22 protein-coding genes and 1 pseudogene are annotated in these 26932 nt (G+C 50.1%); 15 read left to right on the forward strand and 8 right to left on the reverse strand.

From position 1 onward, the window contains the following. The first annotated feature begins 153 nt into the window (after nucleotides 1-153). The 6 genes from murC to ccpA all read left to right on the forward strand — a co-directional run bounded on the left by murC (nucleotide 154) and on the right by ccpA (nucleotide 5871). Nucleotides 154-1467: a UDP-N-acetylmuramate--L-alanine ligase gene (gene murC, locus BBI15_RS06585; protein ID WP_068868830.1), complete on the forward strand. Its 1314-nt coding sequence runs from the start codon at nucleotides 154-156 to the stop codon at nucleotides 1465-1467. Between the two features lie 188 nt (nucleotides 1468-1655). Continuing rightward, nucleotides 1656-2150 (forward strand): DUF948 domain-containing protein, encoded by a 495-nt coding sequence (locus tag BBI15_RS06590; protein WP_068868831.1) that lies wholly within the window; start codon nucleotides 1656-1658, stop codon nucleotides 2148-2150. Between the two features lie 36 nt (nucleotides 2151-2186). Further along, nucleotides 2187-2996, forward strand: a complete 810-nt coding sequence (locus BBI15_RS06595; RefSeq protein ID WP_068868832.1) for a YtxH domain-containing protein — start codon at nucleotides 2187-2189, stop codon at nucleotides 2994-2996. A gap of 17 nt (nucleotides 2997-3013) precedes the next feature. Further along, nucleotides 3014-3343 (forward strand): bacillithiol system redox-active protein YtxJ, encoded by a 330-nt coding sequence (gene ytxJ, locus BBI15_RS06600; protein WP_068868833.1) that lies wholly within the window; start codon nucleotides 3014-3016, stop codon nucleotides 3341-3343. A 249-nt stretch (nucleotides 3344-3592) separates the two neighbouring features. Further along, the gene (locus tag BBI15_RS06605) at nucleotides 3593-4678 is read left to right on the forward strand and encodes a bifunctional 3-deoxy-7-phosphoheptulonate synthase/chorismate mutase (RefSeq protein ID WP_068868834.1); all 1086 of its coding nucleotides are present in this window, start codon (nucleotides 3593-3595) and stop codon (nucleotides 4676-4678) included. Between the two features lie 197 nt (nucleotides 4679-4875). Further along, nucleotides 4876-5871: a catabolite control protein A gene (gene ccpA / locus BBI15_RS06610; RefSeq protein WP_068868835.1), complete on the forward strand. Its 996-nt coding sequence runs from the start codon at nucleotides 4876-4878 to the stop codon at nucleotides 5869-5871. A gap of 125 nt (nucleotides 5872-5996) precedes the next feature. Here the strand turns inward: ccpA and BBI15_RS06615 are convergent, their stop codons facing one another. The 3 genes from BBI15_RS06615 to BBI15_RS06625 are packed head-to-tail and all read right to left on the reverse strand — an operon-like array spanning nucleotide 5997 to nucleotide 8438. Further along, a complete protein-coding gene (locus BBI15_RS06615; RefSeq protein ID WP_405312332.1) occupies nucleotides 5997-7172 on the reverse strand; it encodes an acetoin utilization protein AcuC in 1176 nt (391 codons plus the stop codon). Next, a complete protein-coding gene (locus BBI15_RS06620; protein ID WP_068868836.1) occupies nucleotides 7148-7786 on the reverse strand; it encodes an acetoin utilization AcuB family protein in 639 nt (212 codons plus the stop codon). Before BBI15_RS06620 ends, BBI15_RS06615 begins: the two co-directional genes overlap by 25 nt. 19 nt (nucleotides 7787-7805) lie before the next feature. After that, nucleotides 7806-8438, reverse strand: a complete 633-nt coding sequence (locus BBI15_RS06625) for a GNAT family N-acetyltransferase (protein ID WP_068868837.1) — start codon at nucleotides 8436-8438, stop codon at nucleotides 7806-7808. 166 nt (nucleotides 8439-8604) lie between these two features. Between BBI15_RS06625 and acsA the strand changes: the two genes are divergently transcribed. Further along, on the forward strand, nucleotides 8605-10320 hold the full coding sequence (gene acsA / locus BBI15_RS06630; protein WP_068868838.1) for an acetate--CoA ligase: 1716 nt from the start codon (nucleotides 8605-8607) through the stop codon (nucleotides 10318-10320). Nucleotides 10321-10355: 35 nt separating this feature from the next. On the opposite strand, the gene BBI15_RS06635 is transcribed toward acsA, so the two are convergent. Continuing rightward, nucleotides 10356-13358, reverse strand: coding sequence for a transglycosylase domain-containing protein (locus tag BBI15_RS06635; protein ID WP_068868839.1), 3003 nt, complete (start codon nucleotides 13356-13358; stop codon nucleotides 10356-10358). 366 nt (nucleotides 13359-13724) lie between these two features. On the opposite strand from BBI15_RS06635, the gene tyrS reads away from it, so the two are divergent. Next, a complete protein-coding gene (gene tyrS / locus BBI15_RS06640) occupies nucleotides 13725-14990 on the forward strand; it encodes a tyrosine--tRNA ligase (RefSeq protein WP_068868840.1) in 1266 nt (421 codons plus the stop codon). A 133-nt stretch (nucleotides 14991-15123) separates the two neighbouring features. Then, complete coding sequence (locus BBI15_RS06645) at nucleotides 15124-15672, forward strand: general stress protein (protein ID WP_068868841.1); 549 nt, start codon at nucleotides 15124-15126, stop codon at nucleotides 15670-15672. A gap of 63 nt (nucleotides 15673-15735) precedes the next feature. Here the strand turns inward: BBI15_RS06645 and BBI15_RS06650 are convergent, their stop codons facing one another. Continuing rightward, nucleotides 15736-16548, reverse strand: coding sequence for a cobalamin-binding protein (locus BBI15_RS06650; protein WP_068868842.1), 813 nt, complete (start codon nucleotides 16546-16548; stop codon nucleotides 15736-15738). Between the two features lie 166 nt (nucleotides 16549-16714). Between BBI15_RS06650 and BBI15_RS06655 the strand changes: the two genes are divergently transcribed. Further along, nucleotides 16715-17272, forward strand: a complete 558-nt coding sequence (locus tag BBI15_RS06655) for a chloramphenicol phosphotransferase CPT family protein (protein WP_068868843.1) — start codon at nucleotides 16715-16717, stop codon at nucleotides 17270-17272. A gap of 50 nt (nucleotides 17273-17322) precedes the next feature. Here the strand turns inward: BBI15_RS06655 and rpsD are convergent, their stop codons facing one another. Next, complete coding sequence (rpsD, locus tag BBI15_RS06660) at nucleotides 17323-17925, reverse strand: 30S ribosomal protein S4 (RefSeq protein WP_068488533.1); 603 nt, start codon at nucleotides 17923-17925, stop codon at nucleotides 17323-17325. A 326-nt stretch (nucleotides 17926-18251) separates the two neighbouring features. Here rpsD and megL point away from each other — a divergent pair. Further along, nucleotides 18252-19460, forward strand: a pseudogene (gene megL, locus BBI15_RS06665) (methionine gamma-lyase). Between the two features lie 39 nt (nucleotides 19461-19499). Here megL and BBI15_RS06670 read toward each other — a convergent pair. Beyond that, entirely contained in the window at nucleotides 19500-19979 is a 480-nt protein-coding gene (locus tag BBI15_RS06670) for a GAF domain-containing protein (protein WP_068868844.1), read from the reverse strand. Nucleotides 19980-20008: 29 nt separating this feature from the next. Further along, on the reverse strand, nucleotides 20009-20809 hold the full coding sequence (gene hisJ, locus BBI15_RS06675) for a histidinol-phosphatase HisJ (RefSeq protein WP_068868845.1): 801 nt from the start codon (nucleotides 20807-20809) through the stop codon (nucleotides 20009-20011). 150 nt (nucleotides 20810-20959) lie between these two features. On the opposite strand from hisJ, the gene ezrA reads away from it, so the two are divergent. The 4 genes from ezrA to mbcS all read left to right on the forward strand — a co-directional run bounded on the left by ezrA (nucleotide 20960) and on the right by mbcS (nucleotide 26858). Next, entirely contained in the window at nucleotides 20960-22654 is a 1695-nt protein-coding gene (ezrA, locus tag BBI15_RS06680) for a septation ring formation regulator EzrA (protein ID WP_068868846.1), read from the forward strand. A 57-nt stretch (nucleotides 22655-22711) separates the two neighbouring features. Further along, entirely contained in the window at nucleotides 22712-23824 is a 1113-nt protein-coding gene (locus BBI15_RS06685) for a cysteine desulfurase family protein (protein WP_068868847.1), read from the forward strand. Further along, nucleotides 23821-25023: a tRNA uracil 4-sulfurtransferase ThiI gene (thiI, locus tag BBI15_RS06690; RefSeq protein WP_068868848.1), complete on the forward strand. Its 1203-nt coding sequence runs from the start codon at nucleotides 23821-23823 to the stop codon at nucleotides 25021-25023. The genes BBI15_RS06685 and thiI overlap by 4 nt, the downstream gene beginning before the upstream one ends. A gap of 260 nt (nucleotides 25024-25283) precedes the next feature. Further along, nucleotides 25284-26858 carry an acyl-CoA synthetase MbcS gene (gene mbcS, locus BBI15_RS06695; RefSeq protein ID WP_068868849.1) on the forward strand — a complete coding sequence of 525 codons (1575 nt, stop codon included), beginning with the start codon at nucleotides 25284-25286 and terminating at the stop codon, nucleotides 26856-26858. The last annotated feature ends 74 nt before the right edge of the window (nucleotides 26859-26932 follow it).

The raw sequence follows: 26932 nt of genomic DNA on the forward strand, positions 1-26932 counted from the left end.
CCTAGGCGCCGCCGGAATTACAGGAATTATTGATTATTTCAGTGCCTCCCGAGTTTGTGTTATAATCGGAGCATTGTGAAAAACCATCCAGCTATTGATTCCGCACAGGCGGTTTGACTAGACTAATTTTCCACTCCCACAGGAGGTTCATTTATGACAGTATTACATTTTACGGGCATTAAAGGCTCCGGCATGAGCGCGCTGGCCCAAATCATGCACGATATGGGCGAATCGGTGCAAGGCTCTGATATCGCACAGCATTTCTTTACGGAAGAGCGGCTGCGGGAAAGAGGCATTACGATTTTGCCTTTCGATCCGGAAAACATTTCGCAGGACATGACGATCGTCGCCGGAAATGCATTTAACGACGAGCATCCAGAGCTGGTCAAAGCCCGTGAAAGCGGCGCGACGATCATCCGGTATCATCAATTCCTCGGTGACTTGATGAGGCAATACGTTTCGGTCGCCATCACTGGCGCACATGGAAAAACTTCGACCACGGGCCTTATGGCGCATGTGCTGAACGGTTACAAGCCCGTCTCATACTTGATCGGTGACGGTACGGGGTCGGGACAGGAAGAATCACATTTCTTTGTAGCGGAAGCGTGTGAATACCGCCGCCACTTCTTGGCGTATCATCCCGACTATGCCATCATGACGAATATCGACTTCGATCATCCCGATTATTTCGGCAGCATCGATGATGTCTTCAAGGCGTTTCAGGAAATGGCGCAGCAAGTGAAGAAATGCATCATCGCTTGCGGAGATGATGAATACCTGCAGCAAATCCAGGCACCTGTTCCGGTCGTCTATTATGGATTTGGCGAAGAAAACGACTTCCAGGCCCGCAATATCGTCAAAACGACGGAAGGGACGACATTCGATGTCGTCATCCGCAACGAATTCTTCCATACGTTCACCATCCCGATGTATGGGGACCATGCCGTTTTGAATGCACTCGCTGTCATTTCGCTATGCCAGTACGAAAGCATCCCGGCAGAAATCATCCAACGCCAATTCGTGAGTTATGAAGGTGTCAAGCGCCGCTTTACTGAAACCGTCATCGGGGACCGGGTGCTCATCGACGATTATGCCCACCATCCGACCGAGATTCGCGCCACGTTGCAATCAGCCAGCCAAAAGTATCCGGATCGCGAACTGATCGCAATCTTCCAGCCGCACACATTCAGCCGTACCCAGACTTTCCTCCAGGAATTCGCAGATTGCCTGCAAGAGGCGGATCATGTCTATTTATGTGATATTTTCGGCTCTGCCAGAGAAGAAGCTGGAACTTTAACTATCCGGGACCTCCAGGAAAAAATCGACAGCAGCCAACTCCTGCAATTGGATGAGGTTGAAAAATTAAGAATCCATGATAATGCAGTATACCTTTTCATGGGAGCTGGGGATGTAACGAAATTCCAGCAAGCTTATGAAGATGTGCTGGCAATGCCGAAAAAAGCCTGACCATTACATATGGTCAGGCTTTTTTCTATGGCATAAAAAGAACTGGGCAGGAATCGCAAAATATTATAGGGGAGTGGCAGGCATTTAAAAGCTTTTGCCGAATAACAATAGAGGCGTGTTTAAACCCATATAGGGCAGGGTAGAAAACAGGTATACGAAATTTATCTAAAATCGAAGGAGGAAACGGAATGGATTGGTCAATCTTGCTTTACATTGCCGCGATTGTCGCCGCTATTGGATTCTTAATTCTATGCGTAGCGTTGGCGATGACTTTGAATTCACTCAAGAACACGTTAAAAGAGGTTTCCGGAACTGTCTCAGGGCTGGAAAACCAATTGCAGGGGGTTACGTTGGAGACGACGAACCTATTGCATAAAACGAACGAACTCGCTGAAGACATCACTGTCAAATCAGAGAAATTGAACGGTGTAGTCGATGCAGTCAAAGGTGTCGGGAATTCTGTGACAGACCTGAACTCTACAGTGCGCCACATCACTTCACGCGTCGGCGTGCAAGTCGAGCAGAATGAAGACAAAATCGCCCAAGTGGTCCAGTGGAGCAATGTCGCAATGGGCATCGCGGACAAATGGAAAGAACGCAAAGTCTACCAGACGCGCAACACAGAGCAATACGCGCCAGTACCTGGCCAAAAGAAATTGCCGGGCAGCAGCGACCAATATTAATACCATCAAATCACGAATATAATGGAGGAATGGACAATGGGAAAAAATAAAAATACCTATTCAAAACCTGATTATAATGAATCCCAATACAACGGCGAATACTATACGCAAGGCGGCAAGTACAACGACCAAGGCGGACAGTATGAACAAAGCCAATTTGTACCGCAATCGTACGGATCATCGAGCCGCTATGACGATTTATACGATTATGAAGAATCGAACGGCGGATCCGGCTTCTTGACAGGCATGATCGTCGGCGGCTTGGTCGGGGCAGCAGCGGCCTTGTTCTTCGCTCCTAAAGCAGGGAAAGAACTTCAGGCTGACTTGAAGACGCAAGCCACCACGTTCAAGGAAAAAGCACAGCAGTCCAAAGAATCCGGCGATTCGACGGACAACCCTGGTTTCACGCAGCAATTGAAAGAGCAATCGACGAAAGTAGTTGATAAGGTTAAGAGCATGAAAGGCAGTAGCTCACCGATGGATGATGGAACTGCTTCATCCGAAGGCGAAGAAAGCGTGGAGTTGTTGGAAACCGTCCAAAACAAAACCGCTAACGGCGACAAAGCAGGAAACGATGCATTCACATCTACAGCGAACGCCTTGAAAGAAGCGGTCGAAGAAGTGAAGGAAGAAAACAAATCAAGCCATAACGATTCGAAAACATCAGCAGGCACGAATGCTTCTGCAAGCCTGCAAAGTTCGGCTGATTCAAAATCTTCCTCTAGCGCTAAAGGTTCTTCGGCATCACAAGGATCTTCAACTTCAAAAGGGTCTTCGAATTCCCAAGGGTCTTCAAATACAAAAGGATCTTCAAATTCACAAAGCAATCAGAACAAAAAGAATTAATTTTGGGAGCGGTTGAAATGGAAAACTTTGTACATGTGAGGAACTTGGATGAGCTTAAGCAAGCGGTGGGCCGTGAACAGCATTATTGGCTGTTCAAGCATAGCAGCACTTGTCCGGTCTCAGCAGGCGCATGGAAAGAGTATTCAGAGTATGCATCATTGCATCCCCATCAATTATTCCTTTATCTTGTCGTCCAGGAAGACAGAGAGCTTTCGGCGTCAATCGAGGAAATAACAGGGATTCGCCATGAATCCCCTCAACTCTTCCATTTTGCCAGCGAGCAAGTCGACTGGCATGCGAGCCATAACAAGATCAAAAGCAAAGCGATGAAGGAATTCATTGCTTAGCTTCCAATGCCTGACCAACGAAAACGGATGGAATGATTCCATCCGTTTTTCTATGGAAAAAGAATTAATTCTGCAACAATATCCCGTGCTACTAGTGGCTTTGCGATGGGATCTTCACAATGAAAACGCTTTAGCGCGTTGAATCGCTAAACATAATTCGTGACTTTCCTGAATAGTTTGCTTATAATGGTCATATCGTGTTAATATGACACCTATTAAAAGCGTCACTCTTGAAAGGGGAAGTGGAGAATGAGTCATACAGAATTGGAACAGCTTAGAGAACAAGTGGATGCAGTGAACCTGCAAATTCTTTCTCTTATCAACGAGAGAGCTTCCGTGATCCAGGAGATCGGGAAAATCAAGGAAAAGCAAGGCGCTACAAAGTACGATCCATTACGCGAGCGCCATATGCTGAACCTATTGAAAGAAAATAACAATGGTCCGCTCGACCAAAAGACAGTCGACCATATTTTCAAGGAAATCTTCAAATCCGCACTTGATATGCAAGAAGAGGATAGCCGGAAAGCACTTCTTGTTTCCCGCAAGAAAAAGGCGGAAGACACAATCGTTTCCGTCAATGGCGAGAACATTGGCGAAGGCGCACCATCATTCATCTTCGGCCCGTGTGCTGTTGAGTCTCAAGAGCAAGTCGATCAAGTAGCACAAGCCATCAGCGACAAAGGGTTAAAATTGATCCGGGGCGGGGCATACAAGCCGCGTACATCGCCATATGATTTCCAGGGCCTAGGATTAGAAGGCTTGAAGATGCTGAAAAAAGCAGCTGATCAATACAGACTTGGTGTCGTGACGGAAATCGTGACGCCACATCACTTGGAAGAAGCATTGGATTACCTGGATGTCGTTCAAGTAGGCGCACGCAATATGCAGAACTTCGAGCTATTAAAAGCTGTTGGGCAGATCAACAAACCGGTGCTATTGAAGCGCGGCATGTCTGCGACGGTCGATGAGTTCATCAAGGCAGCTGAGTACATCATCGCTAACGGAAATGACCAGATCATCCTTTGCGAGCGTGGAATCCGCACATACGAAAAAGCGACGCGCAACACACTTGATATTTCCGCAGTGCCGATCTTGAAACAGGAAACGCATTTGCCGGTATTCGTAGATGTAACACATTCTACTGGCCGCCGCGACTTGTTATTGCCTGCTGCCAAAGCGGCAATCGCTATCGGAGCTGATGGGGTGATGGCTGAGGTCCACCCGGATCCTGCAGTCGCACTTTCTGACGCACAGCAGCAAATGAGCTTGCCGCAATTCGATGAATACTACGATTCATTGATGAAGTTCATGAAGCAGTATGAATTGAAAGTATAAGCAAGAGCCGGACTCGTTCCGGCTTTTTTATTTTTTATAGAGGAGTAGCAGCGGGGAAAGAATGTGGAATCAGGCCCAAAAGATGGACAGTTTCATGAACTTTCCCCATAAGCGTTACTGCAATACATAATAAGAGTTGATATTCATAAAGCGGTTATCGTATCATTGAATGAAAGAATGGAACAGGAGGGCGCAAAATGACCGTTACGATTTATGATGTGGCACGCGAGGCAAATGTTTCCATGGCTACCGTCTCCCGGGTAGTGAATGGCAACCAAAATGTAAAACCGGCCACAAGAAAAAAAGTACTGAAAGTGATCGAAGAACTCGGCTATCGTCCGAATGCCGTAGCTCGTGGGTTGGCGAGCAAGAAAACAACAACGGTCGGCGTCGTATTACCGGATATATCCAATAGTACGTATTCTGAACTGGCACGGGGCATCGAAGATATCGCAACGATGTACCGCTATAACATCATCCTGTCCAATTCCGACCAGAATCCAAACAAGGAGCTTCAATTGCTCGAAACCATGCTCGGCAAGCAAGTGGATGGCATTGTTTTCATGAGCGATGTCATTTCGGATGAATTGCGCAAGGAGATGGAACGTTCCCCTACGCCGATCGTCTTGGCGGGGTCCATCGATGATACAGCATCGATCGCTTCCGTTAACATCGATTATTATGCCGCTGCTTATGAAGCGGTCAAAAAACTCATCGACAGCGGGCATAAGAAAATTGCTTATATTTCTGGCCCTCTATCGTCCGAGATCAACCGTGAACATAAACTGAAAGCCTATCAGGACGCATTGCAGGAAGCGGGTCTGGGGTATGATGAACACCTGGTCATCGAATGCAATAACACCTATGAAGAAGGGCTGGAAGCCGTAAGTGAACTGGAAGCGATCGAACCGACAGCTTATTTCGTCAGCAACGATGAAATGTCGATAGGGGTCATCCATGCTGTGGAAGCTAGCGGGAAGCGCATCCCTGAAGATGTGGAAATCATCACTTACGAAAACTCGAAACTCGCACGCATGGCCCGTCCGATGCTGACGGCAGTAGCATTGCCGCTTTACGATATCGGCGCAGTGTCGATGCGCTTGTTGACAAAATATATGAACAATGAGGAAATTGAAGAAAATCAGGTCGTGCTCCCGTACCGCCTGGAAGAACGCCAGTCGACCAAACACTGATAACCGCTATGGGCAAACCATGTCCAGCAGGAAAACCGCCCTTGCTTCAGGATTGAGTTCAATCCCGTCGCAAGGGCGGTTTTATGATGCAAACTGCGGAATATTCCGACTAAATAAGTTGTCGTTTATTGATTGCGGATCATGTATAGTGCCTTATCCAGCATTTGTTGGTTTTTTTCGGTGATTTCCGCTTTTCTTGGAATCGGTTTGTACATGTTTTCCGGATCTTCCCATGTCTCGATCAAAGGGACGGGCGATTCCGGTTGCCAGCGCTTCAGCCATGCTTCCGGCAATTTCCCGTGAGGCAGTGGATAGTTGTTCATTTCCATCCATAGAAGCGACCAGGCGCGTGGCACGACCCGCCAAATATCATAACCGCCACCGCCGACAGCGATCCACTTGCCCTCGCAGAACTCATGCGCCAGTTCATGGGCGATCTTCGGGATTTCACGGTAAATTTCCATCGTGCTGCTCAGGTGTGTCAAGGGATCCAGATAATGTGCATCGGCGCCATTTTGGCTTAAAATGACATCCGGTTTGAAATGTTCAACAATCTCACGCATTGCGGTCCGGTAGATATCCAGGAACGATTCATCTTCCGTGAATGCATCAATCGGGAAGTTGAATGAAGTGCCGTAGCCTTGGCCACTGCCACGCTCATTGATATTGCCTGTGCCAGGGAATAAGTAGCGGCCCGTTTCGTGGATCGACACCGTACATACTTCGGGGTCGTCATAAAAACACCATTGCACCCCGTCACCGTGATGCGCATCCGTATCGATATACAGGACACGCGCGTTGTATTTTTCCTTTAGATAATGGATGGCGACCGAACTGTCGTTATAGATGCAGAAGCCCGAGGCCTTTCCGCGGAAACCGTGATGGAGGCCGCCGCCAAGATTCAAGGCATGTTCGGCTTTGCCTTCCATCACTTGATCGACTGCGGTCAGTGTGCCGCCGACCAAGCGGGCACTCGCCTCGTGCATATTTTCGAAAATCGGCGTATCGTCCGTCCCGATGCCATAGCCTTCTCCTGCTTCCGGCGTGATTTCGCCTCGGCTCGCTTTTTTGACGATATCGATATAGCGCTGGTCATGTGCCAGCAGTAATTCTTCATCCGTTGCAGTCCGTGCGGGCACGATCAATTCCTCTGGAAGGGCGTCCATTTCCCTGAGTAAATCGATCGTTAGGATAAGGCGTTTTTGGTTGAACGGATGCGTTTCAGAAAATTTATACCCCAATTGATCTTCTGAATAGATGAAGACGGCGTGCTTTTTCATTCCTGCATAAGATTCGGCCATAGGACATCGAAACCTTCTTTGCGCAAATCTTCAATGATGGAAATGGGGTTCATCGTCTTGATGCGGAACGCTAAAATCTTATTGGAATTGTCTTCCCGGTCCGGGTAGACAAGGACACTCAATACATTGACCTTGTGCTCATAGAACACTTTGCTCACTTCGTAGAGTGCGCCTGAACGGTTTGGCACTTTGATTTCGATTTGGGATCCGGGCTGATGCGCACCGGTCAATTCGATATAGGTATAGAGCAGGTCGGTTTCGGTCAGGAAGCCGACGAGTTCATTTTGGCTGACGACCGGCAGGCAGCCGATTTTATTCTCATAGAATACCAAAGCGATCTCTTCGACGAAATCCAGCGGATGGGCTATGATCGGATTTGCTGTCATGATTTCCGAAACTTTCTTCTCGTAAGGATTCACTTTTGGCGTCACCGTAAACATGGAAGGCAACGCGTCTTTCAAATCGCGGTCGGTTACGATCCCGACGACTTTCCCGTCATCAACGATGGGGGCGTGGCGGATCCGTTTTTCCTCGAACAGATCCAGCACATCCTGTACGGTCTGGTCTGAGCGCAATGTGAAAACATCCTTTTTCATGATTTCTTCTACTAACATATAAGCACCCCTTCAGTAATCAGTACATGTAGCGGTTCATGAAACGCAGCTGGTCGAATTTTTGGATCGACTCGGTATCGACGCGGGAACCGATGCGCGCCATCAGCGTATTGGCCGGATGGGAGCTGATTTCGGGATCATCCGTCGCGAAATATTCCAGCCCTCCAGCTTGCATCATCTTTTCCATTATCTTGCGGTATTCCCAAACATTCAGCCCGGTGCCCTTTAAATCCCAATGCCAATAATATTCTGTCGTGATGACGATAAAGTCATTGAAGGCATCGTCCATCATCGATACTTGGAGCAAGGCTTTGCCGACGCCGGCACCACGGTATTTCGGGATGACTTCGATTGCCCCAAGCTCAATCAAGTTATCCATTTTCCCCTCGGACCACCGTTCAAGAGGATCCGGGTAGAGATATGTTACATAACCGACAATGGTATTCCGGTCGCGTGCAATCAGAATGCGCCCTTCCGGCAAATCCGCAATTTCCGTAATGGCTTTATGCTGCTGTTCCGGTGGGCGGAAAGCGACCAAGCCCTCGTGGAAGTCAAGCTCTTTCAATTCCTTGGAGGGGACTGGGCCTTCGATGATGAGGGGCCCGTGTTTCGTTTTCAATTCCATCGCATTGTACGTCTTCTTATGTTCCATCATTTCACCGCCTGTGGTTGCAATTAGCTTCATTATACATGAAGGGCATCCGGAAAAGAAAGTTGCTTGGGTAAATACACCGTATTTTCTAAAGAATTAAAATTATTAGCATTTCCCTTCCAGGTTGATGTAGAATATAGAGAAACAAAGGGAAAGGGTGATTTATGTGAAAGTGGAAGCGTTACCAGCAAAACCAGGGGAGCATCATTTACATAATTACGAAGAGCAGTCGGCGAGTTTCGATTGGTCGGAAGTTGAAAAAGAGTTCAGCTGGTCCAAAACCGGTAAAATCAATATGGCCCATGAGGCGATTGACCGTCATGCTGAATCGGACCGCAAGAACAAAGTCGCTCTCTATTATAAAGACCAGCATCGCCATGAGACCTACACATTCTATGAGATGAAACGCATGACCAATCGTGCGGCGAATTTGTTGAAATCACATTCCGACTTGGAAAAAGGCGACCGCATCTTCATTTTCATGCCGCGTTCGCCTGAACTGTATTTCCTCATGTTCGGGGCTTTGAAGATGGGCCTGATCGTCGGGCCGTTATTTGAAGCATTCATGGAAGGGGCCATCTATGACCGCCTGGACGATAGTGATGCGAAATCGATCATCACCACACCGGAATTGCTTCCGCGTATCCCGAAAGACCGCCTTCCGAATCTGAAGACGATCTTCATTGTCGGAGAGGAAGGGGAAAGTGAAGGCCATATCGATGTGCTGAAGCATCTACACTCCTGCTCAGATAAATTCGATGTTGAATGGCTCGATAAAGAAGACGGATTGGTGCTTCATTATACGTCGGGATCTACCGGGAAGCCGAAAGGCGTGCTGCATGCACAATATGCGATGGTGCAACAATACCAGACCGGCAAATGGGTGCTTGATTTCCAGGAGCAGGATATCTATTGGTGCACCGCCGACCCTGGTTGGGTGACAGGGACAGCTTACGGCGTGTTCTCCCCGTGGCTGAATGGTGTCACTACGGTCATACTAGGGGGGCGTTTTTCACCTGATGCTTGGTATCAAGCGATCGAAGATTTCGGCGTCACAATCTGGTACAGTGCGCCGACTGCGTTCCGTATGCTGATGGGGGCAGGCGATGCACTGGTGAAAGAATATGATTTATCGACATTGCGCCATGTGCTGTCTGTCGGCGAGCCGCTTAACCCGGAAGTCGTCAAATGGGGAGCGCAAGTGTTCGATAAACGCATCCACGATACGTGGTGGATGACGGAAACAGGCGCGCAAGTCATCTGCAATTACCCTTCGATGGCGATTAAGCCTGGTTCGATGGGCAAGCCTGTTCCGGGCGTCAAAGCGGCGATCGTCGATGATCAAGGCAATGAGCTGCCACCTAACCAAATGGGCAACCTGGCAATCAAAAAAGGCTGGCCATCCATGATGCGCCAAATCTGGAACAATCCGCAGAAGTACGATTCCTACTTCTTGAATGACGAGTGGTATGTATCCGGTGACTCGGCCTATATGGACGAAGACGGATATTTCTGGTTCCAGGGAAGAGTCGATGATGTCATCATGACTTCAGGCGAACGCGTCGGCCCGTTCGAAGTGGAAAGCAAGCTGCTCGAGCATCCGGCAGTCGCAGAAGCGGGGGTCATCGGTAAGCCCGATCCTGTGCGCGGGGAAATCATCAAGGCATTTGTCGCGCTGGTAGAAGGCCAAGAGCCTTCCGATGAGCTGATCGAAGACATCCGGCAATTCGTCAAGAAAGAATTGGCCGCACACGCAGCGCCGCGTGAAATCGAATTCAAAGACAAGCTGCCGAAAACACGGAGCGGTAAAATCATGCGCCGTGTCCTGAAAGCTTGGGAGTTGGATTTGCCGACTGGCGACTTGTCCACCATGGAAGACTAAAAAAAGCCCCTCTGCATTTAGCAGAGGGGCTTTCGTTATGCTGCGTCTTCTTCACTTTCCGGAGCTTCGGTGTCAGGTTCTGTTGGTTCTTCCGGTTCTTCAGGTTCCTCCGGTTCTTCAGGCGGAGCTTCTTCCTCTTCTTCCGGTTCTTCCGGAGCTGGAGTTTCCTCTTCCGGTTCTTCCTCGGCCGGTTTTTCTTCCGGCTCCTGTCTTTCGGTTTCTTGTGATGGAGCCGGCGCTTCTTCTTTCTCCGGTTCCGACTTTGGTTCTGGTTTCGGTTCTGGTTTCGGCGCTTCAATGGTCACGCCATTGGAAGCTGACGATTGGCGGCCGGTAATGTCTACAGCGACGACAGTGTACGTCCCAGGGCCAGATGCGCTATAGGAGTTGCTGCTCGATTCGGAAACAGAAGCGACTCTGCTGCCGCCGCGGAAAACGCGGTAGCCGACGACATCATTGGATGCGGAATCGCTCCAAGTGATCGTGCGTCCATTGATCGATGTTCCGACCGGTGCAGGTGCTGCACTGTCTGCGTCAAATTTGGCGCTGGAAACGACATTGCTGAACCTGGAGTTGCCTGGGAATAATTTGCTGGCGTCACCGCCGAATGGTGCGAGCATACGATCGACGTATTCTTCTGAAACGCCGAGGCCGCCGCCTGATACAAATTCACTTGGCGTATTCGATAGGGCGGCATAGCGTTTGCCGTTGATGGTTGTATACGATCCGCTGCTCAAGCTGTCATCGCCATCTTTTGGCGTCATGATGTCAGCGATGAACAAGTCGGAACGGACTAGGCCTGCTTTTTTACAAGCCTCGCTCGGTGCATAGCCTGAGATTCCGCAGAATGAGCGGGTGACAACGCCTTCCGGTTCCTGGAACTTGTCTCCCGAACCGATAGCGTCAGGGGCTACATCATAGGTTGTATTCATCAAATTCGCCCATAATTGGTTGACTCGGACGGATGGCTGCAAGTTCTGGTTCCGGAAATTATCTAGAGAGTATTTCTCTTTGTCGTAGCCGAGCCAGACACCCATCGTGATGTTAGGGTTATAGCCGACGAGCCAGACATCGCGTGTTTGTTGGGTGGTTCCCGTCTTGCCCGCGAAATCCGCATTGAACTTCAGCATGCCGTTTGCACGGTTGGCTGTACCGCGGTCTGTCTTGAAGACGTCGCGCAGCATATCGGTCAATACATAAGAAGCTTGAGGCGTGAACACGTCTTTCGCTTCAGTTTCGTGTTCATAAATGACATTGCCGTCTGCATCTTCGATTTTATCGATCATCGTCGTTTCCATATGCTTGCCGCCGTTTGCTAAGGTGGCATAGGCATTGGCGACTTCTTCAACGGATCCTTCGATACCGCCGCCAAGTGCAGCTGATACGACGCTATCGTTTTCATCTACACGCGAGAAGCCGTTATCGATCATGTATTGAATCGGCATTTCATCACGCATTTGCGCAAATAAACGCAAAGCGGGAAGGTTCTGTGACTGTGCGAGTGCATCGCGAGCCGGCATGATGCCTTGTTCACTTGTAGGGATGAAGTTTGTCGGTTCATAGGTATTGCCGTTGTCGTTCATGGTGAACTTCACATCGACAACCGGGCTGCCGGCGCCGATCACGCCATTTTCCAGAGCCGGTCCGTAGACGAGCAATGGCTTCACCGTCGATCCGATCGAGCGGTAGGCTTGCGTCGCGTGATTCAAGTTCTCGATTTCGTGATCACGCCCGCCGATAAAGCTCAAGATCCGGCCGGTGTCATTTTCCAAGGTGACACTGCCGACTTGCACCGGCAGCTGGCGGGTTTGTGTTTCGCCGTCTTCATCAATATAATCCTCGGATAAGGTCGTTCCGTATCCTTGATAGGCTTTCTGCGTTTTTTCCTGTGCAATATAGAGTTCTTTGTTGATGCTGGAATGGATGCGGTAGCCGTTCGAGCGTACAGCACGATCGGCAAGAATCGCATATTCCTCGTAGAGGTTTTGGTCTTGGTTCAGCGTTTCAGGATCTACGCCGTTTTGCTCTGCCAACACATCCATGATGATGCGGGTGGCACGTTTTTCAAGTTCTGCAGTGACAAACGGATAATCATCGTAGGAACGGGTTTCGCCAGTTCTGAAGCTTGAGACGATATCATAAGCCAAAGCTTCTTCATACTCGGCTTCTGTTATATATCCCGTTTCGAGCATGCGGTAAAGTACCGTTTTCATGCGATTAAGGCCAGGTTCAAGCCCCGCTTCATCTTTTAGTTTACCTCTATTGGTATATGGCGTGTAGCTGAAAGGCGCTTTCGGGATCCCGGCGATGAATGCCGCTTGCGGCAAATTCAACTCGCTTGCCGGCACATCGAATATCCCCTTAGCTGCCGTCTCAATCCCGGCGATATTTGTGCCCGCTGAGTTCCGCCCATAAGGGATGATATTCAAATAAGCTTCCATGATGTCTTCTTTGTTCATGAATTTCTCAAGGCGCATCGCCAAGAGGATTTCTTTCGCTTTCCGTTCGTAAGACACTTCATTTGTCAAAATCTGGTTTTTAATCAATTGCTGTGTCAAGGTCGATCCGCCCGATTGGCTGTCCGAATTGGAGACATCCTGGAACAAGCCGCGCATGATCGCTTTCGGGACAATGCCTTCGTGTTCGAAGAAATACTCATCTTCTGTCGCCAAGACAGCATCGATGGCGACATCGGAAACATCTTCCAAAGTCGTCTCCTCGCGGTCCAGGTCGGTCTGCAATTTGCCGAGGTACGTATTGTCGGCGAAATACAATTGGGAAGTTTCTTCGTAGCTATAGATGTCCGACAGCATTTCCTCTTCGGTTCGCAATTGTTCTTCATCTACCAGTGAAGCGAAGTACCCGGCTCCTGCCGATGCGGCAAATACGCCGCCTGCCACCAGTATAATAGCCAGAATGATTGCCAAATTCCAAATGACGCCCGTGGTGATTTTAAATCGCCTGAACCATTTATGGGAAGTCCATCTATCGGTTGTTTCCTCTGCTTTCACTAACCATCTTCTAAATTTATCTTGCACATTATCCCCCTCCTAAAAATCTTTTCCATTATAGCATAATCCGATAATTGAAACGAAAGATATTGACAATCTTTAGGATTCAAGTACACTACATAATAGAATCTTCATAATCAAACGGAGAACGGCCCGCAGTAGGGCATGCGATTTTGAAACCAGAGAGCCGGTGGAAGCTGCGAACCGGCCAAAATGCATGCGCCGAATTACAGGCCTGGAGTTTGCGGAAGTGCCCCGTCTGGCACATTCGAGTGGGGGGATGCGTCCTCCAAGCTGGGTGGTACCGCGCATATGCGTCCCTGCATGAATTCCATGCAGGGGCTTTTTTGTGTCCCGGCAATCAAGTGAAGCAGAACAAGGGAGGAAATTTACATGACGAATGCATTGATCGAGGATTTAAACTGGCGTGGGCTTATGTACCAGCAAACAGACGAAGAAGGAATGGCGGATCTACTGGAGAAAGAGAAGATTTCCTTATATTGCGGAGTTGACCCGACGGCTGACAGCATGCACATCGGCCATATCGTGCCGCTTTTGACTTTGCGCCGTTTCCAGATGCATGGGCACCGCCCGATCCTTTTGGTTGGAGGCGCAACCGGCATGATCGGCGACCCATCCGGACGCAACGAAGAACGCCAATTGCAGTCGACGGAACAGATCGACCGCAATGTCGAATCGATCAAAAAACAGATGGAGCAGATTTTTGATTTCAAGACGGAAAACGGTGCGAAAATGGTCAATAACCGGGACTGGATCGGCGGCATGAGCGTCATCGAATTCCTGCGCGATTACGGTAAATTGATTTCCATCAATTATATGCTGGCGAAAGACTCTGTCGCCTCACGTCTAGAAGGCGGGATCTCGTTCACGGAGTTCTCCTACACCTTGATCCAGGCGATCGACTTTAACCATTTATACAACGAATACAATTGCCGCGTTCAGATCGGCGGGTCGGACCAGTGGGGCAATATCACTTCAGGCCTTGAAGTGATCCGCAAGACGCACGAGGAAGAAACGAAAGCGTTCGGCATCACCATCCCGCTCGTGACGAAAGCGGACGGCACGAAGTTCGGCAAGACGGCGGGCGGTGCCGTGTGGCTCGATGCGAAAAAGACTTCGCCATATGAGTTTTACCAGTTCTGGATCAACACGGCCGATGCGGATGTCGTCAAATACTTGAAGATCTTCACGTTCCTCGAAAGACAGGAAATCGAAGCACTTGAGAAAAGCGTTGAAACGGAAGCGCACCTCAGAAAAGCGCAAACCGTCCTCGCCGAGGAAATGACCAAGCTCATCCACGGGGAAGAGGCGCTTCTGGACGCACAGCGCATCACGAAAGCCTTGTTCAGCGGTGACTTGAAAAGCTTGAGCGCAGGTGAAATGAAGGCGGCTTTCAAAGACGTTCCTTCGGTCGAGATGCCAAAACAAGCGAAGCCGATCGTCGATTTGATCGTTGATGGCAAAGTGTCGCCTTCAAAACGCCAAGCGCGCGAGGATATCACGAATGGCGCGATTTCCATCAATGGCGAAAAAATCCGTGACCTTGAATACGTTGTCGATGATAAAGACCGGTTGGATGATGAATTTGCGATCGTCCGCCGCGGCAAAAAGAAATACCATATGATCCATTTCGTTTAAACACTGACACCGCCAGCCTTTGCTGGCGGTGTTTTCTTGAGGTTACGGAATGTTTAGCACATCTTCGATGGGGAAACATATTCACTAAGATATATGAACAGGATTCCCAAACATGAAATGGAGGACGAGTAACATGTCACGAGTGGTCGGAGCATACGGTACGGAAATGGAAGCGGTGGAAGTCATTGAAGATCTTCAGCGGCAAGGCTACCGCGACGAAGATATTTCAGTTATCAGTAAAGATAAAGGTGACGTAGAGCGCGTAACAGAAGAAACCGGAACACAGGCCGGTGAAGGAGCCGCTGCCGGAGCTGCTACGGGCGGAGCATTAGGCGGTCTCGGCGGCGTCTTGGCGGGACTCGGGGCATTGGCGATTCCTGGCATCGGCCCAATTGTCGCAGCCGGGCCGATTGCAGCCGGCCTGACAGGCGCAGCGGCAGGAGCAGGCGTAGGCGGGATAGCCGGTGCCTTGATCGGCCTCGGCGTGCCGGAAGATGAAGCAAAAGGCTATGAAGACCAGTTCAAGGAAGGGCGGATACTCGTCTTGGTGGAAGAGGATGGGGCGAAGCAGCCTGACCGCAATGACGTGGACAGATTTACGGAAAAGGAAGATCCGTTGATCGGTACGGAACGCTCAACGAATATCCGCGGTGATGCCGGGCCAGGACGCGACCGGCTCTGATGATCCGCACCCAAAAACCCCGCAGCGCTTTAATGGCGCTGCGGGGTTTTGGATGTCCCAGATTTATGCATGTGATTGCTTTTCCTTGATGAAGGATGGGAGCGGGAAGTCTTCGAAAGCTTGTGGATGGACAAGCTTGCCGAGCTTGATCGCCCCTTCGATCAGCCGTGGCGACGGCCGGCAGAACAAAGCCTCTTCCATGACGTGGATGTGTTCGATCGCTTTCATCGATTGCCAGTCCGGGCGTTTCAGTACGAGTTCCGGCTTTACTTTCGAGGTCATGATGCCGACCCAAGCGAGGAGGATGAAGTCCGGCTCGCGTTTTCTCACGGCTTCCCAGTCGGTTTGGATGTTCGCGGTTTCCTCGTCCTCGAAACAATTGTGGGCGCCGACAAGCCGGCTGATTTCACTGAGCCAATTGACGCCTCCCGGAGTGAAGACCGGTTTCGGCCACCATTCCCAGTACAAGGAAGGCGAGGAAGATGTGCTGTCGCCGCGTCTTTTCAGTTCAGCGATAGCGGCGTCATATTCCGCGAGGACCGCCGCGCTGTCGAAATGGATGGCTTCGGCCACCGTTTCCAGGTCGTGGCGGATGTCGGCGAGTGATTGCGGGTCCAGGATGAGGTGCGGAATGTTGCGTTTTTCGAGCTCTTCGATATTTTTTTCCATGCCGGGCACGCTGAGCGATGCCAATACAAGGTCCGGCGCCAAGGCTTCGACTTCATCCATTCGTATGGATAGGTCCGGGCCGAGGCGCGGAAGCCGTTCGATGCTCTTCGGCCAGTCGGAATAATCATCGACGCCGACCAGCAAATGATCGGCATTCAAAAAAGCGAGCAACTCGGTATTGCTAGGGCATATGGATACGATTCTCATAAAGATGCCTCCTTTATATGGCTACAGTGTAGCATAGCTTGGAGGAGGAATCGACGGAACGGCAAGAGCTGGCGATTTTCAATCGATAAGCTTAAACTATTTATCAGGCATAGGACGGCACAGTTAAGAACGTGGATCCGGCTTGATTGAGAAGGGAGAGGGAACGGTGGATGCAGGAAAGATTATTTTATTGAATGGGGTCTCGAGTTCTGGAAAGTCGAGCTTGGCGAAAGAATTAGCTTATCAGCTGGAGAGTTACTTTCATTTAAGTATCGATGACTTTGACTTGGTAATCGAAAAAATGGAAGACCGCAACACGGAAAAGCTGATTCCGATTCCGACGGAAGTGTTTTTTCATGAGGCCGTCAGGATGTTCTCGGATAAAGGGGTCCATTTAGTGGTGGATCAAATTCTACATGATGAAGAAACGATTTCGCACCTCCTATCCGTGCTGAAGGGCTATCCTGTCTTGTTTGTGGGAGTTCATTGCCCTGTAGAGGAAATCGACCGGCGTGAAAAAAACAGGAGAGACCGCACAATCGGCCAAGGCCGGGCTCAACTGGCGTTTGTCCACCGCCAAAACGAAACCTATGATATTGAAGTCAATACAGGAGAAATCCCGCTTAAGGCGGCGGCTGAAAAAATCATCAACAGGCTGGAAAGCGGAGAAGCTCTTAATGGCTGGCAGGCTTTTGGAAGACAGCGGGCTGGCGGCCTGCTATAAATAGCCACGAAAAAACCCTCCAGGAGAACCTGAAGGGTTTTCGTCAATCATTAACGTGAGTAGAACTCAACGATCAATTGTTCGTTGATTTCAGCAGACAATTCGCTGCGCTCTGGGAGACGTACGAATGTGCCTTCTTTTTTGTCAGCGTCGATTGAAACGTATTCTGGAACGAAGCTGTTCACTTCGATCGCTTCGTTGACTACGTCAAGGTTGTTTGATTTTTCGCGGAATGCGATAGTTTGTCCTGGTTTCACGCTGTAAGACGGGATGTCTACACGCTTGCCATCGACAAGGATGTGGCCGTGGTTTACCAATTGGCGGGCTTGGCGGCGAGTGCGCGCAAGGCCGAGGCGGTAAACGACGTTGTCAAGGCGAGTTTCAAGCAAGATCATGAAGTTCTCACCGTGTTTGCCTTCCATTTTGCCGGCTTTGTTGAACAAAGTTTTGAACTGGCGTTCGTTTACTCCGTACATGAAGCGCAGCTTTTGCTTTTCTTGCAATTGCAAACCGTATTCAGAAACTTTACGGCGTTGGTTAGCACCGTGTTGACCTGGTGCGTAAGGGCGTTTTTCGAGTTCTTTACCTGTGCCGCTCAAAGAAATTCCAAGGCGACGTGACAGTTTCCATGCTGGACCTGTATAACGAGACATAATGAGTCTCCTCCTCTGATTTGGTTTTTAGAGTAAAATAAAAACCAGATGTATTCATGCTGCAAGCCATTTTGTTTTCATGTACCTTCGCTCAGCAGCCAAGAGTTACGCGATACACCTCCGCAGAGGAACAAAATGGGCAAACCCGCACATACAACTGCTGCGATTATTTTACACAAAGGCTAGTATACCTGATATCGGCTGCAGGAGTCAATGGGTAAAGGGCGGGAAGTACAGAAATGAGGCTTTCTTTTTCGGTATCCTCAGAGTAAAATGGAGATAGCTGTAAATGTAAGCGCTTTCTATTTTGTCTAAGGGGTGTATGAATGATGAAACAAAAGAAGAAGTTTGAAACGGCCATCATCCATGAGGGCTACGACAGTTCCGTGCATCATGATAGTCTTGCTACGCCGCTTTACCAGACGTCCACGTATTCGTTCGCGAATGCCGAGCAGGGAGAAGCCCGTTTTGCCGGTGAACAGGATGGCAATATCTACTCGCGCCTCGGCAATCCGACAGTGCGCGTCTTGGAACAACGCATGGCAGAGATTGAAGGAGGGGCGGCTGCGCTGGCATTCGGGTCAGGGATGGCTGCTGTCAGTGCAATTCTGGTTCATTTAACTAAAGCCGGCGACCATGTCCTATGTTCGCGCGGTATTTATGGATGCACATTCGGCTTATTGGAAATCATGGAGGAAAAGTACGGCATTACGCATTCACTTATCGCAATGACGACGGAATAGCAGATTGAACAGGCAATCCGGCCCGAGACGACAGTCATTTATGTCGAAACGCCGATCAACCCGACGATGGAACTCGTCAATTTGCGGGCGGTTGAAGCAGCTGCCAAAAAACATGGGTTGCGGGTAGTCATCGACAACACGTTCAGCTCGCCGTATTTGCAGAACCCGCTTGAATTCGGAGCCGATTTCGTGCTCCACAGCGCCACCAAATATTTGAATGGCCACGGCGATGTCATCGGCGGTGTGCTGGTCGGCGCGGATGCAGAAGAGATGCAGTTGATCCGCATGACCGTCCAGAAGGATTTCGGGGGCATCATGTCGCCTTTCGATGCCTGGCTATTGATCCGCGGCTTGAAAACCTTGCACGTGCGCATGGACCGCCATATCGATAACGCAGAAAAAGTCGTCGCCTTTCTTCATGGCGAACAGGCGGTCAAACGCATTTTGTATCCATTTGACGCAGGGCATCCGCAAGCGTCGATTGCCAAAGACCAGATGCGCCGCGGAGGCGGGTTGATCTCATTCGAACTTGAAGGAGGAAAGAAACAGGCCCAGGAGTTCCTGAATGCATTATCGCTCATCAAAATCGCGGTCAGCCTTGGGGATGCTGAAACCTTGATCCAGCATCCGGCAACGATGACCCATGCGGTTGTCCCTCCGGAAGAGCGGGAGCGGATGGGCATCAGCGATTCACTTGTGCGCTTGTCGGTAGGGCTTGAGAACGTCGAGGATATCATGGCCGATCTCGAGCGGGCTTTCGCACACATCAAATCCAATTTGCAGGAAATCTAAAAAAGATCCCGGCAGGATATCTGCCGGGATCTTCTGTGTTTAGATATGCTTCAACAATGTTTCCGCAAATTTTTCGAGCCCGATGCGGTCATCTTCCGTGAAGCGGGCAAGTTCCGGGCTGTCGATGTCGAGCACGCCGTAAGCTTCGCCGTCTTTGAAGAGCGGGATCACAATCTCCGAACGGGAAGCGGCATCGCAAGCGATATGTCCAGGGAAGGCGTGGACATCTTCGATCACCATCGTTTCGTTCTTATCGATGGCCGTGCCGCATACGCCTTTTCCGACGGGGATGCGGACACAAGCCGGCATGCCTTGGAACGGCCCGAGGACAAGCCCGCCGTCTTCCATCAAATAGAATCCGACCCAATTGATGCGGTCGAGAAATTGGCCGAGCAGTGCGGAAGCATTCGATAAATTGGCGATGCGGTTCGGTTCGCCTGCGAGCAGGGCATCCAGTTGTTTATTGAGCAGATTGTACTGTTCTTCGCGTGTGCCGCTGTAAGTGGATGTAGCAAACATGGAATCATCTCGTTTCTATAAGTTTCTATTTAATAGTGTTCAGTATAAAAGCGTTCGGCGAATTTGTGCAAGCCTTCAGCACTGTGGGCATCCGAACCGAAGACGAGCGGGATGCCGAGTTCGCGTGCATAAGCGATATAAGGCTGCGGCGGGTAAAATTCCAGGCAGCCTGGTTTCGACAAGCCGGCGGAATTGACGTCCAGTTCGTAGCCGTGTTCTTTGATCATCCGGAGGATTTTGCGGATGCGGGCATCATCGTCAATATGTTCCCGATGGATATGCTGGAATTTATGGCATAGAGTCGGATGCCCAATGCGTTTCGGTTTATGGGGGCCAAGATCCGCAAGTATGGATGCTTCGACGGTATCGTAATACAAGTCATAGACAGCCTGCACGGATCCCATGTCTTTCGCGAGATCCATAAAAGCGCCTGCACTGAAATCAAAACAGATATAGCGGTCAAGGCAGCGCAGGAAATGGACCGACAAGATGGCATCTTCCAGTTCAGTCCCGGCTTGCCCGAGCAGTTCGGCTGTCTGTTTTTCGAACCCTTGGATATAATCCACTTCTAGCCCGCTACGGATCCGCATTCCTGGAAATTGCGCTTTCGCCTCTTCCAGTGCATTGAAATACGCAGGCAATTCGGCCAAGCCCATGCCGCTATCTTGATCAGGCGTCGTATCCGTAAAACCTTCCGGCAAGGGAGCGTGTTCGGTAAAGCTGATGTCCGTGAACCCGGATTTTTCCGCCTTTTCGATATAGGCGCGGAACGGGTCGCTTGTGCCGTGAGGGCAGAACGGGGTATGGATGTGGCCATCGCGTTTTTGCATAAAGTTCACCATCTTTTCAATTTGATAAAATTATTCCCTGTTTTCTTCTAATTTGGCAAACAAAAGAGTAGAATACATGTTAAAATAAAAGAATCATTAAATATACTTATGTAACCGGTAATGTATTTGGAACAGGGGGCTAAATGACTTATGATGGAGTATATCATCATTGCGGTCATCATTCTATTGGCGCTGCTTATCATCGGCATGGTGTTTCGAAAAAAACACAATGCGGAAATCGAGCGTCTGGAACAACTGAAACTGCAACTAAAAGAGAAACCGATTATGGAAGAGCTTACCAAAGTGAAACAATTGAACTTGAATGGCCAGACAGAGGAAATGTTCGAGCGATGGCGCAATAAATGGAACGAAATCATGGATGTCGACATCCCGAAAATAGACGCAACACTCTATGACGCAGAAGAATCGATCAAACGCTTTAATTTCCCGAAAGCTTCCAAGCTCGAAAAACAAGCTGAAGTGAAAATAGATGATACAGACCAGCAAATTGCGACTATTTTCTCTGAACTGGATGAACTGATCGGCAGTGAAGAGAAAAATCGCAGCGAAATGGATCTGATCCAGGATAAATACGTGCGAGCGCGCAAAAATCTGCTCGCCCACAAGTCTTCCTACGGGGCGGCTGCCGGCCCGCTTGAAAAACGCTTGGAGTCATTCGTCCAGCGCTTCGAGGAATATGATCAGCTGACCGATGAAGGCAATTACTTGAGAGCGCGTGAGACAGTGATCAATTTATCGGCAGACAGCACGGAAGCTTTCATGCTAGTGGACGATATCCCGATGATGCTGGCGGAAATCGATGACAAGATCCCGCAGGACCTTGCGCAATTGCGCCAAGGCAAGCAAGAAATGGAAGAGCAATCGTATTACCTCAATCACCTGGGATTGACCGAGAAAATGGACGAAATCGACCAAGAACTTGCGGCATTGAAAAAACAATTGGAGACTCTTGAAGTAACCGATAGCAAGAAACAAATCGACGAAATCAAGGACCGTATCGATGCGATGTACGACCTTTTGGAAAAAGAAGTGGCGGCAAAGCATTATATCGACCAGCACTTGATGGAGACGGAGCGCCATCTGCAAGTCGTAGCGCGTGACACCCAGGAACTGGAAGAAGAGAGCCGTTATGTGCAGCATAGCTATAAAATCACGGACCAGGAAGCGGCGATACCGAAAACCTGCCTCGAGAAAGTCGAGCAGTTGTCGAAACGTTTCGAGCTTCTGGCGAATCGACTCGAGGAAGACCAATCCGCATACTCAAGCCTGCAAGATGAGTTGATGCATATCCGTGAAGACCTGACGATCGTCGATTCCACGCAAATGGATTTCACCGATGCGTTGAAAAATTTACGTGTCGAGGAAAACAAAGCCCGCATCCATGTAGAGGAATTGAGACGCCGCCTTCAAGAGACGGACCGCATGCTCCATAAAGCGAACATCCCGGGCATTCCGGAAGACATGGATGTGCGGCTGGAGGAAGCGGAAGAGCATCTCTTTGTCGCGATGCGGGCGCTTCGTGAAGTGCCGCTTAATATGAAGCTCGTCGACAATTATATGGAACAGGCAGAAACAAGCATTACAGACGTTGAGGCGAAAGCGAAAGAGATGATCGAAAACGTCTTGCTTGTCGAGCGCATCATCCAATACGGAAACCGTTACCGGAAAACGAATCCGCAGCTTCACGCAAATCTTTTGGAAGCGGAAGAATCATTCCGCCAGATGCGCTATACGAAAGCGCTCGAAGAAGCGGCGACGGCTGTCGAGAATTTCGAACCCGGCTCGATGAAACGCATCGAAGTGCTCGTGAAGGAAAACGACTAAGAAAATAACGAAACCACCAGCACATGAGCTGGTGGTTTTCTTTTCGGAGGGATGGCAATGATTTATTTGGACAATAGCGCAACGACCGAACCGGACCCGCAAGTGCTCGAAACCTATGTCAAGGCGAGCAGCCGCTATTTCGCGAATCCGGCATCGCTTCACCGCTTAGGAAATGAAGCGGAAGACCTGCTCGAGACAGCGCGCAGCCAGATCAAGGGGCTGCTCGGATACGAACGTGTCATTTTCACATCGGGCGGGACTGAATCGAATAACCTGGCGCTTCGCGGCGCGGCCTATGCCAATCAAGAAAAGGGCCGACACATCATCTCATGCAAGACCGAACATCCATCGGTTCTGGAGCCGTTAAAGCAACTCGAAAAAGAAGGGTTTGAAATCACGCTGCTGCCGGTTGACCGCGAAGGGGCGATCAACCTGGATGAATTACAGCAGGCGCTTCGCGAAGATACCATCCTCGTCAGCATAATGCAGGTCAATAACGAAATCGGCACGCTCCATCCGCTGGCACGTATCCGAAGCATGCTTGAGAATCACCGTGCGCTGTTCCATGTCGATGCTGTGCAAGGCATTGGCAAACTGCCGCTCAGCGAGGGGGAGCGTCCGGATTTATTGACCGTCTCAGCGCACAAGCTGCACGGATTGAAGAACAGCGGGGTCCTAGCGGCCAATAAAGCGGAGCTCGAGCCGCTCCTGCTCGGCGGTGGGCAAGAAGGCGGGCTTCGCAGTGGGACGGTCTCGGTACCGAACGCTGCGGCGCTGGCAAAAGCATTGCGCCTTGCCACACCAAAGCCTGATCACTTAAAATGGAACGCGGAATTGCGCAGCTTTTTTTCAGGATACAAAGATATCTATATCGTCAGCCCAAACGGCGCAGCCCCGCACATCCTTGCGATTGCGATTAAGGGCGCGCGCGGGGAGACCTTGGTCGGCGCCTTGCAACAGGAAGGCGTCATCGTCTCCACTTCGAGTGCCTGCTCTTCCAGGAACAAGCAAGCAAGCCACGTCATCGAAGCGATTGGCTTGCCGCGCGAATACCGGGACGGCACGATCCGCATCAGCTTCGGCGCCATGACCACCCATGAAGACATTCTAGAACTGAAGAAACGTTTCCATAAAGCGCATCAAACGATCAAAGGAGTCGAACCATCATGAAAACCAATCAAATCCTCATCCGGTATGGCGAGCTGTCGACAAAAGGCCGCAACCGGAAAGCATTTATCTCGCGGCTCCGGAATAATATCCAGACTTTATTCTCAGACGTCCCGGCGCTGCGCATCAAAGCCGAACGCGACAGGATGTTCTTGTTCTGCGACGATGAACAAGGCATGGAAAATGTCTTGGAGCGCTTGCCCCAAGTATTCGGCATCCAGTCATTCAGCCCTGTCACGCAGACCAGCCTGGAGCTGGATGAAATGAAACACACCGCTTTGTCGATCGTCAGGAAAATGGACACGGCCGGCAAGAGTTTCAAAGTTTCCGTCAAAAGGCCGTATAAGGATTTCCCATACGAAAAACCTGAAATCATGCGCGCAATCGGCGGCCATGTGCTCGGCAACACGCCGGAACTGACCGTGGCGATGAAAAATCCCGACATCGACTTGAATGTTGAAATTCGCCAAGACGCCGCTTATATGATGGCTGAAACGATACAAGGGGCTGCCGGGTTGCCGATCGGGGCAGGCGGCAGGGCGCTGTTGATGCTGTCAGGCGGCATCGACAGCCCTGTTGCCGGATATCATATGCTGAAGCGGGGCGTAAGGCTTGAACTGATCCATTTCTTCAGCCCGCCGTTTACGACCGAGCGCGCAAAAGAGAAAGTGCTGGATTTGGCGGAAAAATTGAGCGGCTTCGGATCGCCAGTGACTTTGCACATCATCCCGTTTACGGAAATCCAGCAGGAAGTCCATAAACAAGTCCCGGATAATATGACGATGACCTCGACCCGCCGGATGATGATGCGCATAGCCGATGCGGTGCGCGCAAAGACTGACGCCAAAGCGATCATCACAGGCGAAAGCCTCGGCCAAGTCGCCAGCCAGACGCTTGAGAGCCTGCAGGCGATCAATGCCGTGACGACGACACCGATTTTGCGCCCGTTGATCGCACAGGATAAACTTGAAATCATCGAAACGGCTCAAGCCATCGGAACTTACGATATCTCCATCCGGCCGTATGAGGATTGCTGCACGATCTTCACGCCGGCCAACCCTAAAACGAAGCCGAAAACGGACAAGGTGGAACATTATGAGAGTTTCGTGTCTTTCGGCGAAATGATCGACCAAGCGGTAGCGGAGCGCGAGGTCATTGAATTCCCAAGAAAGAAACAGCAGCGTTTCGAAGATTTGCTGTAACCCGAACCCTTCTAGCAGCCCGGCCAAGGACATGTCCTTGGCCGGGCTATTATTATGCAGTAAATTCGTTATTCTATTAGAACAATCATTTAGTGAATTAGTATTGATATCAGAAAAAGATTGACGATGTGGAGTGGTTTTTTGCGCGGTTGTCCTTATTAATAGAAGAATTGCTTTAAAATAATTATTTTGAATAATTAAATATTTATTGTATAATAATATAAGAATAATATTAGTTTATTGGCAAAGGGGAGATTGGGATGAAACGCGAACAATTGCTGGCACCTGAAAACTATAATTTGGTGGAAGAATTCGAACGCTTTGCGACGGGAGATGGACGCAAGGCAATCATTTGGGAGAACGATAAAGGGGAAAAGAAAGAAGTTACATATGATGAATTGATTCAACAGGCGAACCGTGCAGCGAACAGCTTTGAAAAAGCAGGCCTGAAAAAAGGCGATGTCGTGCTGGTCATGGTGCCCCGGCTGATCGAGGCGTACATTGTGTATGTGGGCGCATTGAAAGCAGGGCTCGTCGTCATTCCGAGTTCTGAAATGCTGCGGGCGAAAGATATTTCCTACCGCCTGAACCATAGCGAGGCCAAAGCGGTCATAGCATATGAACCGTTTTTGAGCCAATTTGAAGGAGTCGCTGAAATGGAAGGGCTGACCAATTTCGTCATCGGCCAGGGACCCGATTCCTGGATTTCATTGACCGACGAAATCGCTTCAGCTTCTGACCATTATGAAGCGGCACAGACCAAGAATGACGACATGGCATTTCTTTCCTACACATCCGGAACGACCGGCAATCCGAAAGGCGTGGTCCATAGCCACGGCTGGGCTTATGCGCATTTGCGCACATCCGCCGAGCATTGGCTCGGTGCGGAAAAAGGGGATCTGGTCTGGGCGACGGCGAGCCCGGGCTGGCAAAAATGGATCTGGAGCCCGTTCCTCGCTACACTCGGGAGCGGGGCGACGGCATTCGTCTATAATGGCAAATTCGACCCGGCTGTCTATCTTGAATTGCTCGAAAAACGGAAAATCAACGTGCTATGCTGTACGCCGACGGAATACCGGCTGATGGCGAAGCAGAAAGATTTGGCGGATTACGATTTAAGCGCGCTCCACAGCGCCGTGTCGGCAGGAGAGCCTTTGAATGCTGAAGTGATCGATGTCTTCCGGAAGCATTTCAATTTGGATGTGCGCGACGGTTACGGACAGACCGAAAACACCTTGCTTGTCGGCACGATGAAAGGCACACAAGGGCGCAAAGGCTCGATGGGCAAACCGACGCCAGGAAACCGGGTGGACATCATCGATGACAACGGGGTGCCATGTGCGGTTGGAGAAGTCGGGGACATCGCCGTACACGTCGAGACGCCGGCTTTGTTCAAGGAATACTTCAAAGATGCGGAGCGTACGCAAATGCAATTCCGCGGCGATTATTACGTCACCGGCGACAAAGCATCAAAAGATGAAGATGGCTTTTTCTGGTTCGAAGGGCGCGGGGATGACATTATCATTTCGTCGGGCTACACGATCGGGCCGTTCGAAGTGGAAGATGCGCTCGTCAAGCATCCTGCCGTGCAGGAATGTGCCGTCGTCGGTTCACCGGATGAAATCCGCGGGGCGATCGTCAAAGCTTTTGTCGTCTTGACAGAAGGCAACGAAGGCGGGGAAGGGCTCATCACGGAACTCCAGAATCACGTCAAGGAATTGACAGCGCCGTATAAATACCCGCGCGCTATCGAGTTCCGCACCGAACTGCCGAAAACGGCATCAGGCAAGATCCGCCGCGTTGAACTGCGGCAAGCGGAAAATGCAAAAAAATAATGATTTTGCCAAAAGCCCCCGCTCACACCGGGGGCTTTTGCTGTATTTACTTTCCAATAGGGCAGGCATATAAT

This window comes from Planococcus plakortidis (genome assembly GCF_001687605.2).
In the GTDB taxonomy this organism is placed as follows: Bacteria; Bacillota; Bacilli; order Bacillales_A; family Planococcaceae; genus Planococcus; species Planococcus plakortidis.